Here is a 15,608-nt window from a genome sequence, read left to right on the forward strand (position 1 = left end):
CACGTGTTCGGCATCAACGGGGGCGAATTCCTCGTCCTGCTCGTCGTAGCGCTCGTGATCCTCGGACCCGAGCGGCTACCCCACTACGCCGAGCAGCTGGCCGGTCTGGTCAAGTCTGCCCGGCGCTTCGCCAAGGGGGCTCAGGCGCAGATGCGCGAGGAGCTCGGGCCGGAGTTCGACGACATCGACTGGCAGAAGCTCGACCCGCGCCAGTACGACCCGCGTCGCATCGTCCGCGAGGCCCTCACCGAGGCCTGGAACGACGACGACGAGCCGCCGGCCAAGAAGTCCACGCCCGCCACGGGCGGCGGACTCGACCTCGGCAAGAAGTCGTCGACGCCGGCCGCCACGCCGGCGCCCGTCCCCTACGACGAGGACGCCACCTGAGGTTCAGGCGACGCTGACGCCCAGCCGCCGGCCCGCGAGTCCGCGCGGGCGGCGGGCGAGCGTGCGGGCCAGGTCGCGCATCGCGATCGACGCGGGGGAGTCCGGGTGCGAGAGCACGACCGGCACCCCGACGTCGCCGCCCTCACGCAGGGCCACGTCCATCGGGATCTGCGTCATCAGCGGCACGTCCGTGCCCAGCTTCTGTGACAGCGACGTCGCGACGGTCTGGCCGCCGCCGGAACCGAAGACCTCGAGGCGCTGCCCGTCGGGCAGCTCCAGCCAGCTCATGTTCTCCACGACGCCGACGACGCGCTGCTCGGTCTGCGAGGCCACCGACCCGGCGCGCTCGGCGACCTCGGCCGCGGCGACCTGCGGGGTCGTGACGACGAGGATCTCCGCCTTCGGCAGCAGCTGACCGACGCTGATGGCGATGTCACCGGTGCCGGGGGGCAGGTCGAGCAGCAGGACGTCCAGGTCACCCCAGAAGACCTCGCTCGCGAACTGCTGCAGCGCACGGTGCAGCATCGGTCCCCGCCACGCGACGGGCTGGTTGCCGGGGACGAACATCCCGATCGAGATGACCCGCACGCCGTGGGCGCTCGGCGGGATCATCAGGTCGTCGACCTTCGTCGGCTTCCCGGTCACGCCGAGCAGGCGCGGGATCGAGAACCCGTGCACGTCGGCGTCGAGCACCCCGACCCGCAGACCGTCGGCGGCCATGGCGGCGGCGAGGTTCGCGGTGACGCTGGACTTCCCGACGCCGCCCTTGCCGGAGGCGATCGCGTAGACGCGGGTGAGGCTGCCGGGTTCGTTGAACGGGATGGTCGGCGCGGCGCTCGTCGTCCCGCGGACCTTGGTGGTGACCTCGCGGCGCTGCTCGGGCGTCATCGTGGCGAAGTGCACGCGGGCGCCCCGGGTGCCTTCGACGGTCCGGACGGCGGCGGTGACGTCGCGGGTCAGGGTGTCGCGCATGGGGCAGCCCGCGATGGTCAGCAGGACGCGGACGTCGACCAGACCGTCGGGGTCGACGTCGACGCCGTCGACCATCCCGAGATCGGTGATGGGGCGGTGCAGTTCGGGGTCGTTGACGGAGCCGAGCGCGTGCAGAACCCCTGCGCGCACGCTCTCGAGATCCTGCGTGGGCGACATGGCCCCAGGGTACGTGGCCCGTGGCGGCGTCGCGGGTCCCGGTGCGGTTGACCGCTCGGGGCGACGGTGACAGGGTTCCGCAGGAAAGCGCTTGCCGCCTCACCGTGGAGGATCTCGTGTCCGTTCGCCGCCGCTACGCCCTCGTCGGGGCGGGTTCCCGCGCGTCGATGTACCTCGGCGCCCTCGCCGGTGACCACGCCGCCGACGGGGAGCTCGTCGCGATCGGCGACACCAACCCCGGCCGTCTCGACGTCCACACCCGACGTCTGCTCGCCGCGGGAGCGCCTGCCCCGCAGCGCTTCGACCCGGTGGAACTGGGGGAGACCGTGCGCCGCCTCGGCGTCGACCGGGTCATCGTCACCACCCCGGACGTCTTCCACGCCGACTACGTCGTGGCCGCGCTCGAGGCCGGCGCGGACGCCGTCGTGGAGAAACCCCTGACCACCACCGAGGACGGGGTCCGTCGCATCGCCGACGCCGTCGAACGCACGGGTCGCGACGTGCTGGTGACCTTCAACTACCGCTACGCGCCCCGCAACAGCGCCCTCAAGCAGCTCATCGACTCCGGTGAGATCGGTGACGTCACCTCCTTGCACTTCGAGTGGCTGCTCGACACCGCGCACGGCGCCGACTACTTCCGCCGCTGGCACCGGCAGAAGGAGAACTCCGGCGGGTTGCTCGTGCACAAGAGCTCCCACCACTTCGACCTGGTCAACTGGTGGATCTCCGGGGTCCCGACCCGGGTGTTCGCCAGCGGGGGTCTGCGCTTCTACGGGGCGGAGAACGCGGCCGCCCGCGGGCTGGGGCCGCGCCCGGAGCGGGGGAGCTCCGACTCCCCGCTGACCGACGCCTTCAGCCTCGACCTGCGCACGAACGAGAACTACCGCGAGCTCTACCTGGAGAACGAGGGGTTCGACGGCTACCGCCGCGACGCCGACGTCTTCGACGCGGGCATCACCATCGAGGACAACCTGTCCCTCGTCGTCGACCACGCGCTCGCGAGCGGGGGACGCTCGTCGATGTCGTACTCGCTCACCGCGCACGCGCCGTGGGAGGGCTACGTCGTCGGGGTCAACGGCACCCGCGGCCGGGCCGAGCTGACCGTCGTCGAACGGGGATCCGTGCTGAGCGAGGGGGGCACGGTGGATCCGAGCATGCACCCCGAGGCGGTGGCGCAGGAGGAGACCCGTCCGGTCTCGGAGCGCCTCGTCGTCCAGCAGCAGTTCGGGACCGCCCGCGACGTCGAGATCCCGGTCGGGGCGGGTGGGCACGGCGGCGGCGACGCTCTGCTGCTGCGCGACGTCTTCCGGGGACCCGCCGACGACCCGCTGGGTCGCACCGCGTCCTGGCGCGACGGGGTGCGGTCGGTGGTCGTCGGGATCGCCGGGAACCGCTCCCTGGAGACGGGTGAGGCGGTCCGCACCGCGGACCTCGACCTCGGCGCCGGCCGGGCGGCGCTGGGAGCCCACCTCACGAGGTCCTGACCGCTCTCCCGGACGGACGGTGGGGGTCGCGCGGACGACGGGTCGCGTGGCCGCGCCGCCGCGGCCCCATGCTGGGGCCGTGACCAGCACCACCAGCCGGACCCCCCGCGTCCCCGCCCCCCGACGACCCCGCCGGACCGCCACCGCCGACGGGCGGACCCCGTGGGGTGCCGTCGTCGCCCTCGGGGTCGGGATCTTCGCCCTCGTCACCGCCGAGTTCCTGCCCGCGAGCCTGCTGCCGCGACTCGCCGCCGACCTCGGGATCACCGAAGGGGTCGCGGGACAGGCGGTCACCGCGACGGCCCTGATGGGGATCGTCGCGGCGCCGACCGTCGGGCTGCTGTTCCCGCGGATGGACCGGCGGACCCTGCTGGCCGGACTGCTGGGGCTCGCGATTGTCTCCGACGTCCTCGTCGCGACGGCGCCCGCGTTCTGGGTCGTCCTCCTCTCCCGGTTGCTGCTCGGGATCTCGCTCGCCGGGTTCTGGGGGCTCGCCCCGTCGGTGACCGCGAAGCTGGCCGCCCCGCAGCACCTGGGCCGGGCCATGATGGTGGCCAACGCAGGCATGCCGCTGGCCACCGTCACCGCGGTGCCCGTCGGGACCTTCCTCGGGGAGACCTGGGGGTGGCGACCGGTGTTCTGGCTCGCCGTCGGCGTGACCGCCGTGGCGCTCGTCCTGCTGCTGCTGCTCGTCCCGCGCAGCGCACCGACGGGCTCGCCGAGCCTGCGCTCGCTGGGGGAGACGCTGCGCTCGCGGGTCCTGCTCCTCGGCCTGGGCGGGATCGTCCTGGTCGCCGGTGGTCACTTCACCGCCTTCACCTACATCCGCCCGGCGGTGGAGCGGGTCCCGGGGATCACCCCCGGCCAGATCGCCCTGCTGCTCTCGGTGCTCGGCGTCGCCTCCGTCTTCGGCAACCTCGCCGCCGGTGCGGCCGCCGACCGCCACCTGCGCGCCGCGCTGCTCACCTCGCCGCTGCTCATCGGCCTCGGGGTCGCCTCCGTCGGGCTGTTCTCCGGCGAGTTCGTCGCGGTCGTCGTCGCGACCGGGGTCTGGGGCCTCGCGTTCGGCTCGTTGCCGACGCTGGTCCAGACCTGGCTCGCCCGCACCGCACCCGACCGGGTGGAGCAGGGCGCCGGGCTGGTCACCGCGATGTTCCAGGTCGCCATCGCCGTCGGTGCGGCCAGCGGTGGGCTGATCACGGACTCCGCCGGGGTGGGGACGACCTACGTCGTCGGGGCCGTCGCCGCCATCGCCGGTGGGGCGCTGCTGAGGGCCGCGTCGACCTCGCGCCACTGAGACGGGGCGGCGCCGGTGTGGCGGCGGAACGCCCGGCTGAACGCGACGTCGGAGGAGTACCCGAGCCGGACGGCGGTGTCGGTGACCCCGCCCCCGTCGCTCAGCAGGCGCTTCGCCGCCTCCATCCGCACCTGCGCCAGGTAGCGGACCGGCGTCTCCCCGACGACGCTGCGGAACCGCTGCGCGAACACGGAACGCGACGCGAACGTCAGCCGGGCCAGCCCCTCGACCGTCCACGGAGCCCCGGGGTCGTCGTGGATCGCCTGCAGCGCCCGCGAGACGTCGTCGGCGTGCAGGAAGCCCTCGAGCACCCGCGCGCTCTCGCAGCCCGACTCCACCCACCACCGGATCGCGGCGGTGGTCACGACGTTCGCCAGCTGGGCGAGCACCGGGACCGAACCCGGCCGCCCGGCGGCGGACTCCAGCGCCATCTGGCGCAGCGCGAGCTCCACGAACGGGTCCTCCACGAGCACCCCGCAGGTGACCACGGCCGCGGGCATCACCCGGACCAGCAGGACCGCGTCGCCGGTCTCCGCGACCAGCTCGCCCGCGTGCAGCTCGGCGCGCTCCAGCACCGTGACGGTGTGGGTGCCGCCACGGGGCAGCAGCAGGAACCGTCCGCCCTCCAGCCGGCGTGGGCCCTCGCCCTCCAGGCCCTCGACGAGCACGGCACCGCTGAGGACGAACAGGAACCGGACGTCGTCGCCCGTCCCCGCCCGGACGGTGCCGGCGTCGAGGACCTCGTGGCGGTAGTCCAGGACCGACCACCGCACGCACCGCAGGACCCGGCTCAGCTCGTCACCCACACTCCGGCAACCCCCGGATCCCACGGGGTTGTTCCGTCAGAGCGACGGCACGACCACGGCGCGCCCGTGCAGGCTGCCCGCGGCGAGCTTCTCGTAGGCCTTCGGCGCGTCGGCCATCGCGAACGTCTCGGTGTGCACGTCGAAGACCCCCTGGTGGGCGAGGTCGACCAGCTCGATGAGCTCGTGACGCGCACCCCAGTACGGGACGGTGACGGAAGCCTCGTAGGCCTGGCGGAAGAACCCGACCTGCGCGGCGGCGGGGGTGTTCGTGATCCCGACGATCGTCACGTCGGACTCCACGTCGGCCACCGACATCGCGGTGTCGATCGTCGGCTGCGCGCCCACGAAGTCGAGGACGAGCTGAGCTCCCCGGCCCCCGAGCAGCTTCCGCACGTTCTTCGCCGCGTCCGCGTTCGAGAGGACGACGTCGTGGGCCCCGACCGAGGCGGCCAGCGCGAGCTTCTCGTCGCTGACGTCGAGGGCGATGACGCGGGCGGGGGAGAGGCCGCGCAGGATCTGGATGGCGAGGTGGCCCAGACCGCCGGTGCCGATGACGACGGCGACGGAGCCGGCCCGCAGCTTCGGCAGCGAGCGCTTGATCGCGTGGTACGGCGTGAGGCCGGCGTCGGTCAGCGGGACGGTCGTGACCGGGTCGAGGTCGCCGATCGGGACCAGGTGTCGCGGGGAGTCGACGACCATGAAGTCCGCCAGCGCACCGGGGGCGCCGAGTCCCGGCGGGTCGATCCCGAGCTCCGCCGCCCGCGGGCAGTAGTTCTCCTTGCCCTGCGCGCACAGGTGGCAGGTGCCGCAACCCCACGGGCCGTAGACGACAACGTTCGTCCCGACCTCGATGCCCTCGGCTCCCGGGCCGAGCTCGACGACGCGACCGGCGCCCTCGTGGCCCAGGGTCAGCGGCAGTCCGTAGGTGTACTGCTCCGCCGGGAGGCCCATGACGAAGTCGTCGGAGTGGCAGATCCCGGCGGCGGTGACCTCGAGGAGGACCTGGCCGGGGCCGGGGACGGGCTTCTCGATCTCCACGACCTCGGGGGCTGCTCCGATGGTCCGGTACTGCACTGCGCGCACGGTGGGTCCTCCTCGACGAGTGGTCTGTCCGTCGAGAAGTTTACTCCTGAAGCACTTTTTGAACGACAGGTGTCGCGCAGATCACCCCGCGGTGACGCGGATGACCTCCTCGAACGTGGTCTCGCCGCGCATCGCCTTGTCCAGGGCCGACTGGCGCAGCGTCTTCATGCCGATCCGCTCGGCCTCGGCGAGCAGCGCGGCCTCCGTCGCGTCGTGCATGAGCACCTTGCGCACGCTCGGGGTGACGTCGAGGACCTCGTAGACGGCGGTCCGGCCGCGGTAGCCCGACCCGCCGCACTCGGGGCACCCGGTGCCCTTGAGCGGGGTGGCGTCCAGGATGTCCTCGATGGTGAGGTCCAGCAGGGCGAGGGTGTCCTCGTCCGGGATGTAGCCGTCGGCGCAGGAGTCACAGGGTTTGCGGACCAGTCGCTGGGCGATCGCGGCGGTCAGCGAGCTGGCCACCAGGAACGGCGCGGCCCCCATGTCGACGAGACGGGTCAGGGCTCCCACGGCCGAGTTCGTGTGCAGGGTGGAGAGCACGAGGTGACCCGTCATCGACGCCTTGAGCGCGAGCTCGGCCGTCTCGGTGTCGCGGACCTCACCGATGAGGACGATGTCGGGGTCCTGGCGCAGGACGGAACGCAGACCCGCGGAGAACGTCATCCCGACCTTCGCGTGCACCTGCACCTGGGTGATGCCGGGCAGCTGGACCTCGACGGGGTCCTCGAGGGTGATGATGTTCTTCTCGGGGCTCATCGTCGCGTGGATCGCCGCGTAGAGGGTGTTCGTCTTGCCCGAACCCGTCGGCCCGGTGATGAGCACCAGGCCCTGCGGCACCGACAGCGCCTTGTTGAAGATCACCAGCTGGTCCGGTTCGAAGCCCAGCGACTCCAGGGTCGGGACGTCGTCGCCGCGGGTGAGCAGACGGATCACGATCTTCTCGCCGTGCAGGGCGGGCAGCGTCGAGACGCGACAGTCGATGGCGGACCCGTCGACCACCACGCGGGTCCGGCCGTCCTGGGGGATGCGGCGCTCGGAGATGTCCAGGCCGGAGATGATCTTGATGCGGCTGATCACGCTGGGGGCGACGCGCTTGGGGGCCGACATGACGTCGCGCAGCAACCCGTCGACGCGGAAGCGCACGCGCAGCTGGTCGCGCTGGGACTCCAGGTGGATGTCGGAGCAGCGCAGGCGGACCGCGTCGGAGAGGATCCGGTTCACCAGCTTGACGATGGGGGCGTCGTCGTCGACGGAGCCGTTGAGGGCCGCCAGCGGGTCCTCGTCGTCGTCCTCGGTCGCGTCCTCGACCATCCGCGAGACCTGCGAGGTGTCCTCGGTCAGCGACCACGCGCGGGCCAGCTGGTCGCGGATCTGGGAGTCCATCGCGACGACGACGTGCAGCTCGGGGGTGCGGGTGTACAACTTCACGTCGTCGAGGGCGAGGACGTTCGTCGGGTCCGCGGCCGCGACGAGGAGGTACTCCGGCGTCTTGTCCAGCACCAGCACCCGGCAGCGCTCGGCGACGGCGCGGGGCAGCAGCCGGACGACGTCGGGGGCCAGGGTCAGGCGGGAGAGGTCGACGTGCTCGAGCTGCAGCAGCTCGGCGAGGCACTGGGCCAGCTCGGCCTCGGACACCATCCCGAGCTCGACGAGGATCTGACCGAGACGGCGACGCGGGCCCTCCACGTTGCGCTGCTCGGAGAGCGCGACCTCGAGGTCCTCGGGGACCAGCAGGCCCTTCTCGACGAGGACGTCCCCGAGACGCTTGCGGACCTGGGTGGCCGGCGGGGCAGCGTGAGCACCGGGGGCCCCGGGCGATTCGTCGAGAGTCGTCACCCGTTGGGTGTCGGCACCTCACCCTCCGAACCTGAATCCGCGGACTCCGGTTCAGCCGGTTGCCCGTCCAGGACCTGCGGCGAGGGGTTCGGGGCGGGCGTCTCGGTGACGCGCTTGCGCTTCTTCCCGTTCTTGCGCTTGGCGTCGCGCGAACCGCGCGAGGCGCTCGGATCGCCGTCCTCCTCGCGCAGCTCCTCGAGGATCGAGCGCAGCTCCGAACGGACGAAGTCGCGGGTGGCGACGTCACGCAGCGCGATGCGCAGCGCGGCGACCTCGCGGGTCAGGTACTCCGTGTCGGCCAGGCCGCGCTCGTCGCGGGAGCGGTCCTGCTCGTTGAGGACGCGGTCCCGGTCGTCCTGGCGGTTCTGCGCGAGCAGGATCAGCGGGGCGGCGTAGGACGCCTGCAGCGACAGGACCAGCGTCAGGAAGACGAACGGGTACTGGTCGAAGCGGAAGGCGCCCGGGGTCAGGGTGTTCCAGAGCGTCCAGACCACCACGAAGGCCGTCATGTAGACGAGGAACGTCCCCGTCCCCATGAAGCGGGCGAACTTCTCCGACGCGCGCCCGAACGCGTCGGGGTCGACCTGCGGACGGGCCAGCAGCTGACGACGCGCCTCGCGCGGGGTGTCCAGGGAGACGCTGTCGTTGCGCACCAGGCGGGGACCGGTGCGGGACCGGCCGGGTTCGCGCTCAGCCACGGGTCACGCCCCCCGCGCTCGGCTCCTCGAAGACGGGTTCCTCGGCGTCGCGCCAGTCGTCGGGCAGCAGGTGGTCGAGGACGTCGTCGGCCGTCACGGCGCCCAGCAGGTGCCCGTCCTCGTCGACCACGGGCAGCGACACCAGGTTGTAGGCAGCCAGCTGGCGCGTCACCCCCTGCAGTGTCTCCTCGGGGGAGAGGGGGGTGATGTCGTTGTCCAGGATCTGGCCCAGCGGCGTCTGCGGCGGCTCGCGCAGCAGCCGCTGCAGGTGCGCGGTCCCGAGGTAACGGCCCGTGGGCGTCTCCAGCGGCGGCCGGCAGACGTAGACGGCGGTGGCCAGCGGGACGCTCAGCTCGGTGCGGCGGACGTGGGCCAGGGCCTCGGCGATCGTCGCGTCGGGGGCCAGGACGACCGGGTCGGAGGTCATCAGACCACCGGCGGTGCGTTCGTCGTAGGCCAGCAGCCGTCGCACCGGTTCGGCCTCGTCGGGGTCCATCAACGCCATCAGCCGCTCGGCCTGCTCCACCGGCAGCTCGCTCAGCAGGTCGGCCGCGTCGTCGGGCTGCATCTCCTCCAGGACGTGGGCGGCCCGGGCCCCGGCCAGGGCGGAGAGGATCTGGACCTGGTCGTCCTCGGGGAGCTCCTCGAGGACGTCCGCGAGGCGTTCGTCGTCCAGCGCCGCCGCGACCTCGAGGCGTCGCTTGGGCGTCAGCTCGTGGATGACCTCGGCGAGGTCGGCGGCCTTGAGCTCCTCGAAGGCGGCCAGCAGGTTCGTCGCGCCCTGGTCGAGGTCCGGCGCGGCGAGCCCGACGACCCCGCCGACGACGGCGTCGAGGCCGATGGTCATCGTCTCGCCGCGACGGCGGAGGCGACCGGAGAGACCGCGCGGCGCCCGGCCACGGCGCACGAAGAGCTTCGTCAACTGCCAGTCGCGCGGTCGGACCGGTTCCAGGCCGAGGTCCTCGATCGTCGCCTCGCCGCTGCCGTCGGCCAGGTCCACCGTGCGGTCCAGCAGTTCGGCCAGCAGCAGGGTCTCGGTGCCGCGCTGCTCGAAGCGGCGCATGTTGACGATGCCGGTGGTGAGGACCTGGCCGACCTCGACGTTGGTGACCCGGGTCATCGGGACGAAGACCCGGCGCCGGCCGGGGACCTCGACGACGAGGCCGATCACCCGGACCGGACCGCGGGGGCGGATCATGCCGACGACGTCGCGGATGCGCCCGACCTGGTCGCCCTGAGGGTCGAAGACCGACGTTCCCGCCAGCCGGGCGGCGAAGACGCGTGTGGTGGGGCCGCTCACACCGTCCAATCTAGGCCCCGATCTTCAACGCGCGGCACCGCGGGCGGCCTCCTACCGTGACCACATGGCCAAGGAGAGCAAGAAGATGAAGTCGGAGGGTCTCCCCTCCTTCACGATCCCGGGCATGACGCTGGAACAGGGTGCCGAAGTGGCGGCCCTGCTGCAGGACCGGCTGAACGCCCTCACCGATCTGCACCTCACGTTGAAGCACGTCCACTGGAACGTCGTCGGTCCGAACTTCGTCTCCGTCCACGAGATGCTCGACCCGCAGGTCGACGCCGTCCGTGAGATGGCCGACACGACGGCCGAGCGCATCTCGACCCTGGGCCTCTCGCCCATCGGGACCCCGGGTGCGCTCGTCGCCGACCGCTCCTGGAACGACTACTCGATCGGCCGCGCCGGCGCGATCGAGCACCTCGGCGCCCTCGACCTCGTCTACGTCGGCGTCATCGAGGACTACCGCCGCGACATCGCGGCCACCGAGGAGCTGGACCCGGTGACCCAGGACATGCTCATCGGTCAGTCCGGCCAGCTCGAGCAGTTCCACTGGTTCGTGCGCGCCCACCTCGAGACCTCCGGTGGCGCGCTGTCCACCGCCGGGGCCTCCAGCGAGGTGGAGGCCCGCGGCCAGGCCCGGGCCGGGGTCAAGCGCAAGACCGCGTGAGGTCCGTCGGGGAGCCGCGGGGCACGTCCCGCGGCTCCCCGACGTTGTGCAGGGTGTCGATGATCTCCACCTGAGACCATCGACCGATCCCGCGCGAAGGTCACGGGACGGGTAGACCGGTGAGGATGTAGAGATGTCGAACCTCGGGCCCATGGGTGGTCCGCAGCGGATCACCACCCCCACCCCGCCGTCGGGGGACGCGATCGGCCGGTATGCCACCTACTCGGAGGCGCAGCGGGCCGTCGACTTCCTCTCGGACGAGCACTTCCCGGTGCAGAACGTCACCATCGTCGGCAACGGCCTGCAGATGGTGGAACGCGTCACGGGGCGCCTGACCTACGGTCGTGCCGCGGGCGCCGGTGCCGGGTCCGGAGCCTGGTTCGGTCTGCTCATCGGCCTCATGCTGTCCGTCTTCGGCAGCGGCGGCTCCGGTGCGTTGTTCACCGGCATCCTCGTCGGGGCCGGGTTCGGGATGCTCTTCGGCGTCATCTCCTACGCGCTCACCGGCGGCCGCCGCGACTTCACCTCCTCGTCGCAGATCGTGGCCTCGGAGTACACCGTGCTCTGCCTGCCGCAACTGGCCGGTCAGGCGCGTGAGGTCCTCTCCAAGCTGCCCAACGGTCTCGGCCGTGGCACCGGCCCCGACTTCTCCAAGCCGACGGGCCAGTCGCAGTGGGGTGCCCCGGACCCGGGTGCGCGCCCCGCCCCGTGGTCGCCGCCGCCCAGTGGTGCGCACCTGCCGCCGCCGCAGCCCGGCAGCGCCCCGTCGGACCAGCCGCCGCCCCCGCCCGGTGAGCAGCAGCAGCCCGCCCCGGAGCCGGTGATGGATCTCTCGGGTCCGACCTACGCCGAGAAGGTGGAAGAACAGCGCCGGGCCCGTCGGGCCGCCGAGCAGGCTGCGCACGACGCCTCGCAGAACCCCCCGGCGCGCGACCGGGAGTGATCCCCGGCCGTCCGGGCGCGCGGTGACCCCGGTGTCGTCCATCGACACCCTGGTCACCGCGCGCTCCCGCGTGGAGACGACGGATCAGCGCAGCGAGGCCATCCACGCCTCGACGTCGTCGGGGGTGCGGGCCAGCCCGGCGGTGAGGTTCTCGACGCCGTCGGCGGTGACGAGGACGTCGTCCTCGATGCGGACGCCGATCCCTCGCAGTTCCGCGGGGGCGAGTTCGTCCTCGGTCTTGATGTAGATGCCGGGTTCGATGGTGAACACCATCCCCTCGCGCAGTTCCGCGTCGAGGTACATCTCCTTGCGGGCCTGCGCGCAGTCGTGCACGTCGAGGCCGAGGTGGTGGCTCGTGCCGTGCGGCATCCACCGGCGGTGGAACTGCCCGCCGGGTTCCATCGAGGTCGCGACGTCCACGGGGAGCATGCCCCACTCCGCGACCCGGTCGGCCACGACCTTCATGGCGGCCTCGTGGACCTCGCGGAACCTCACCCCGGGCTTCGCGACGGCGAAGGCGGCCTCGGACGCGTCCAGGACGGCCTGGTACACCCGGCGCTGCGCGTCGGTGAAGGTGCCGTCGACGGGCAGGGTCCGGGTGACGTCCGCGGTGTAGAGGGAGTCGACCTCGACGCCGGCGTCGACCAGCAGCAGCTGACCCGCGGTCACCGCGCCGTCGTTGCGGATCCAGTGCAGCGTGCACGCGTGATCGCCTGCGGCGGAGATGGTTTCGTACCCGACGGCGTTGCCCTCGACCCGGGCGTTGCCGTCGAAGACCGCTTCGACGAGACGTTCGCCGCGCGGGTGGCCGATCGCGCGCGGCAGCGACCGGACGATCTCCTCGAAGCCGCGGATGCTGGCGGCGACCGCCGTCCGCATCTCGCCGATCTCGTGCTCGTCCTTCACGAGGCGGAGTTCGGAGAGCGCGGTGACGAGTTCCTCGTCGGCCTTGTCCAGCGCCTCGCCGCTGCGCAACGGTGCCACGAGGGCGGTGACGGCGGGGTCGGCGTCGGGCACCACGCGCAGGCCCGTCGTGGTGTCGTCGCCCAGCGAGGACCCGATCTCGTCGGTCAGGGTCGCGACGTCGTGGCAGGTGATCCCGGTCTGCGCGGCGAACTCCCGGAGCGTGGGACGGACCCCCACCCACAGTTCGCCGTAGCGGGCGTCGGCGAAGAACTCCTCGGTGTCTCGCGCGGCCTGCGGGCGGACGTAGAGGACGGCCTCGTGACCCTCGGCCCGCGGGTGCAGGACGAGGACGGCGTCGGCCTCGCGGTCGCTGCCGAGCCCGGTGAGGTGCGCGAACGCCGAGTGCGGCCGGAAGCGGTAGTCGGTGTCGTTGGAGCGGCGGACGAGCGTCCCCGCGGGGACGACGAGCACCTCGTGCGGGAACAGGGAGGACAGCACCGCGCGGCGTCGCGCGGCGAACGGCGCCGACGGGGCGGCGTCGAGGTCCTCGGCGGGGCGCGGCCCCCAGCCCTCGGAGATGAACTTGCGGAACGCGGCCGAGCGGGGCGTGGCACGGTGCGACGACATGTTCTCGCCGTCGACCTCCCCGCTGCCCTCCCCGTCGCCCTGCGTGACGGTGGCGCCGTCGGTCTCGGGGGCCTGCACGTCGAAGGTCTCCTCGACGGATCCCTCGGGCCGCTGCGTCGTCTGCGAAGTCGCTCCTGGAGTCACCCGACCATCATCGCCCGCGGTGCCCGCGTTGTCCCGCCACCCCCGCAGGTCGTGACCCCCTGTGACCAGCAGTTGACGATTCCCGGGTCGGGGGGTCACGGTGGGGCATGGGCGGTACGGCGAGGTGCCCCCGCTGCGACGGAGCGGTGCGGGCACCCAGCATCTGGCACTCCTCGGCGACCTGCGCGGTCCACGGGGAGGTGGTTCCCCTGCAACCCGCGCAGCGCGCGGACGGCGAGCACCTGGCCTGGATCGCCCGGCACTCCGACGTCCCCGTCTGGATGCCGTGGCCCCTCCCCGACGGCTGGCTCGTCACCGGGACGCGCTGCGTGCGGGACGAGAAGCACGAGGCGCAGGCCGTCGTGGTCGCGGTCTCGGGCCCGAACCACGGGGTCGGGGGGTCGCCCGTCGCGGACCTGCTGCTGGTCTCCGAACAACCGGGGACCGGTCTCGGTGCCCACCTCGCCGGCCGCGACGACGTCGACCCGGGGGAGGGGATCGTCAGTGGCCGTCCCGCAGCGCGTCCGCACGCCGGCGGTGCCGCCACGCCGCTGTGGGGGGTCGAGGCCGACGGTGACCGCGCGGTCCTGGTCGGGGAGGCCGGAGGGGTCTGGCTGTGGGCGTTGCTCTGGCCCGCCTCCGCCGGGTTGACCCTCTTCGACGACCTGCAGCTCATCGACCTGCGCGATCCCGCCCACGAACTCGACGTGCCCTGCGGGGCGTTGTCGCCCCGGGTCTCCTGGGCAGGCCCCGAGACCGCGGTCCGAGGCGCCTGAACGGGCGCGCCACGCGTGTGGACGGGATCACCGGTCACGGCACGTAAGCTCGTGGGGTGCGCATCGACCTGCACACGCACTCCAACGCCTCCGACGGGACCCAGTCGCCGGCCGACGTCGTGGCCTCCGCCGCGCAGGCCGGCCTCGACGTCGTCGCCCTGACCGACCACGACACCAGTGACGGCTGGGTCGCGGCGGTCACCGCCGGCGAGCGGCTCGGAGTTCGCGTGGTCCCCGGGGTGGAGATCAGCTGCCTGCGTCGCGGCGTCTCCGTCCACCTGCTCGCCTACCGGCACGACCCGACCGACGAACCCCTCGTCCGGATGCTGGCCGAGTCGCGCACCTCCCGCGCCAGCCGGGCCCGGCAGATGGTCGAACGTCTCGGCCCCGACACCGGTCTGCGCTGGGAGGACGTCCTCGAGCACGTCCACGGCGACGCCACGATCGGGCGTCCGCACATCGCCGACGCCCTCGTCGGCCTCGGCGTCGTGGAGGACCGCGACGAGGCCTTCGCCACGTTGCTCTCCGGTCGCAGCCGCTACTTCGTCCCGCAGACGGCCCCCGACCCGGTCGAGGCCGTCCGGCGGGTCCGCGCCGCCGGCGGGGTCCCCGTCATCGCGCACCCCGCGGCGTCCAAGCGGGGCAGCTGCATCGGCGACACCGACATCGAGGCCATGGTCGAGGCCGGTCTCGCGGGCCTCGAGGTCGACCACCGCGACCACTCCGACGCGGAACGCGCGCACCTGCGCGACCTGGCCTCCTCCCTGGACCTGCTGATCACCGGGTCGAGCGACTACCACGGCACCGGCAAGCGGAACCTGTTGGGGGAGAACACCACCGATCCCGAGGTCCTGGTCCGCATCGACGAGCTCGCCGCTGCCCCGCACGAGGTCGGGAACGCGTGAACCTGCAGCTCTTCGGGGAGACCTTCGTCACCCTGTTCGTCATCATGGACCCGTTGGGGACCGTCCCGATCTTCCTCGGGCTGACCGCGACGTTCAGCGCCACCGAGCGCTCCCGGGCGGCGCGCCAGGCCGTGTTCGTGGCCTTCGGCGTCATCGTCGCCTTCGCTCTCTTCGGTCAGCGGATCCTCGACTACCTGCACATCAGCCTGCCCTCGCTGCAGGCCGCCGGTGGTCTGCTGCTGCTGCTCATCGCCCTGGAACTGCTGACCGGCAAGAGCGACGAGCCGACGAGCACCGTCGGGGTCAACGTCGCGATGGTCCCGCTGGGGACCCCGCTGCTGGCCGGGCCGGGCGCCATCGTCGCCACCATGGTCTTCGTCCAGCAGGCGCACGACTGGGGTGACCGGGCGGCGATCGCCGCCGGGGTCATCGCGGTGCACGTGACGTTGTGGCTCGCGATGCGCTTCGCCGGTCTGGTCCACAAGGTGCTCGGCGACTCCGGCGTCCTGCTCGTCACCCGGGTCGCGGGTCTGCTGCTGTCGGCGATCGCCGTGCAGCTGGTAGCCGACGCGGTCCGGACCTTCGTCGTCGAGAGCTGACCCC

Annotated in this window: 15 protein-coding genes; 8 read left to right on the forward strand and 7 right to left on the reverse strand. The window is 72.6% G+C overall.

The genetic code is table 11. From position 1 onward, the window contains the following. The first annotated feature begins 3 nt into the window (after window positions 1-3). A complete protein-coding gene (locus SJY07_RS20360; protein WP_380161369.1) occupies window positions 4-387 on the forward strand; it encodes a Sec-independent protein translocase TatB in 384 nt (127 codons plus the stop codon). Between the two features lie 3 nt (window positions 388-390). Here SJY07_RS20360 and SJY07_RS20365 read toward each other — a convergent pair whose 3' ends face one another. Further along, window positions 391-1,536 carry a P-loop NTPase gene (locus tag SJY07_RS20365; RefSeq protein WP_328292390.1) on the reverse strand — a complete coding sequence of 382 codons (1,146 nt, stop codon included), beginning with the start codon at window positions 1,534-1,536 and terminating at the stop codon, window positions 391-393. Window positions 1,537-1,652: 116 nt separating this feature from the next. Between SJY07_RS20365 and SJY07_RS20370 the strand changes: the two genes are divergently transcribed. Together SJY07_RS20370 and SJY07_RS20375 are read left to right on the forward strand one after the other, a co-directional pair. After that, on the forward strand, window positions 1,653-3,020 hold the full coding sequence (locus tag SJY07_RS20370) for a Gfo/Idh/MocA family protein (protein WP_380161370.1): 1,368 nt from the start codon (window positions 1,653-1,655) through the stop codon (window positions 3,018-3,020). Between the two features lie 79 nt (window positions 3,021-3,099). Next, window positions 3,100-4,317: an MFS transporter gene (locus SJY07_RS20375; RefSeq protein WP_380161371.1), complete on the forward strand. Its 1,218-nt coding sequence runs from the start codon at window positions 3,100-3,102 to the stop codon at window positions 4,315-4,317. Here the strand turns inward: SJY07_RS20375 and SJY07_RS20380 are convergent. The 5 genes from SJY07_RS20380 to SJY07_RS20400 form a co-directional block, all read right to left on the reverse strand. Then, complete coding sequence (locus SJY07_RS20380; RefSeq protein WP_380161372.1) at window positions 4,245-5,123, reverse strand: AraC family transcriptional regulator; 879 nt, start codon at window positions 5,121-5,123, stop codon at window positions 4,245-4,247. The two genes, SJY07_RS20375 and SJY07_RS20380, sit on opposite strands and share 73 nt — an antisense overlap. A 36-nt stretch (window positions 5,124-5,159) precedes the next feature. After that, on the reverse strand, window positions 5,160-6,206 hold the full coding sequence (locus tag SJY07_RS20385) for an NAD(P)-dependent alcohol dehydrogenase (RefSeq protein WP_380161373.1): 1,047 nt from the start codon (window positions 6,204-6,206) through the stop codon (window positions 5,160-5,162). Window positions 6,207-6,287: 81 nt separating this feature from the next. Then, window positions 6,288-8,042, reverse strand: coding sequence for an ATPase, T2SS/T4P/T4SS family (locus SJY07_RS20390; RefSeq protein WP_328292385.1), 1,755 nt, complete (start codon window positions 8,040-8,042; stop codon window positions 6,288-6,290). Beyond that, on the reverse strand, window positions 8,039-8,740 hold the full coding sequence (locus SJY07_RS20395) for a DUF1003 domain-containing protein (RefSeq protein WP_380161374.1): 702 nt from the start codon (window positions 8,738-8,740) through the stop codon (window positions 8,039-8,041). Before SJY07_RS20395 ends, SJY07_RS20390 begins: the two co-directional genes overlap by 4 nt. Further along, complete coding sequence (locus SJY07_RS20400; protein ID WP_328292383.1) at window positions 8,733-10,040, reverse strand: magnesium transporter MgtE N-terminal domain-containing protein; 1,308 nt, start codon at window positions 10,038-10,040, stop codon at window positions 8,733-8,735. Before SJY07_RS20400 ends, SJY07_RS20395 begins: the two co-directional genes overlap by 8 nt. Before the next feature lie 64 nt (window positions 10,041-10,104). Between SJY07_RS20400 and SJY07_RS20405 the strand changes: the two genes are divergently transcribed. Together SJY07_RS20405 and SJY07_RS20410 are read left to right on the forward strand one after the other, a co-directional pair. Next, a complete protein-coding gene (locus SJY07_RS20405; protein WP_380161375.1) occupies window positions 10,105-10,704 on the forward strand; it encodes a Dps family protein in 600 nt (199 codons plus the stop codon). A 133-nt stretch (window positions 10,705-10,837) separates the two neighbouring features. Beyond that, entirely contained in the window at window positions 10,838-11,647 is an 810-nt protein-coding gene (locus tag SJY07_RS20410; protein WP_380161376.1) for a general stress protein, read from the forward strand. Between the two features lie 84 nt (window positions 11,648-11,731). On the opposite strand, the gene SJY07_RS20415 is transcribed toward SJY07_RS20410, so the two are convergent. Beyond that, window positions 11,732-13,180, reverse strand: coding sequence for an aminopeptidase P family protein (locus SJY07_RS20415; RefSeq protein WP_380162439.1), 1,449 nt, complete (start codon window positions 13,178-13,180; stop codon window positions 11,732-11,734). Window positions 13,181-13,431: 251 nt separating this feature from the next. On the opposite strand from SJY07_RS20415, the gene SJY07_RS20420 reads away from it, so the two are divergent. The 3 genes from SJY07_RS20420 to SJY07_RS20430 are packed head-to-tail and all read left to right on the forward strand — an operon-like array spanning window position 13,432 to window position 15,604. After that, window positions 13,432-14,100, forward strand: coding sequence for a DUF6758 family protein (locus SJY07_RS20420; protein ID WP_328292379.1), 669 nt, complete (start codon window positions 13,432-13,434; stop codon window positions 14,098-14,100). A gap of 56 nt (window positions 14,101-14,156) precedes the next feature. After that, window positions 14,157-15,005, forward strand: a complete 849-nt coding sequence (locus SJY07_RS20425) for a PHP domain-containing protein (RefSeq protein ID WP_328292378.1) — start codon at window positions 14,157-14,159, stop codon at window positions 15,003-15,005. Further along, on the forward strand, window positions 15,002-15,604 hold the full coding sequence (locus SJY07_RS20430; RefSeq protein WP_328292377.1) for a MarC family protein: 603 nt from the start codon (window positions 15,002-15,004) through the stop codon (window positions 15,602-15,604). The genes SJY07_RS20425 and SJY07_RS20430 overlap by 4 nt, the downstream gene beginning before the upstream one ends. The last annotated feature ends 4 nt before the right edge of the window (window positions 15,605-15,608 follow it).

The sequence above is a fragment of the Kineococcus sp. R86509 genome, assembly GCF_042466365.1.
In the GTDB taxonomy this organism is placed as follows: Bacteria; Actinomycetota; Actinomycetes; order Actinomycetales; family Kineococcaceae; genus Kineococcus.